The sequence below is a fragment of the Streptococcus sp. HMSC36C04 genome, assembly GCF_001839535.1.
In the GTDB taxonomy this organism is placed as follows: Bacteria; Bacillota; Bacilli; order Lactobacillales; family Streptococcaceae; genus Streptococcus; species Streptococcus hominis.
Genome location: NZ_KV841584.1, coordinates 1 through 273, shown reverse-complemented (window position 1 = coordinate 273; position 273 = coordinate 1). Strand labels below are relative to the sequence as shown.

Here is a 273-nt window from a genome sequence, read left to right as displayed (position 1 = left end):
GAGCCTGGGACAATAATGTCTCGATTCTATCAAAAAAAGCAGGCTCTTTGTCAACTGTAGTGGGTTGATGAAAAGCTAAGATTGAGAGAGGACGAGATTCGTTCTCTCTCTTTTGATGTTCAAAGCGATGAGAATGCGTTTCTTGAAGTTGTCAAAGTTCCTGAATCCAAAAGCATTTCGCTTAATGACCTTGATGAGATTGTTAGTCGCTTCCAGCTTGGCGTTGGAGTAGGGCAGTTCCAAGGCATTGAGAATCTTGTCTCTGTCCTTCAG

At 42.9% G+C, this 273-nt stretch carries 1 protein-coding gene; it reads right to left on the bottom strand.

Going from position 1 to position 273, the window contains the following annotated elements; all coding sequences use genetic code 11:
* Window positions 1–75: 75 nt before the first annotated feature.
* On the bottom strand, window positions 76–273 hold a 198-nt coding region (locus tag HMPREF3249_RS09155), incomplete at its 5' end, for a transposase (protein ID WP_142350227.1).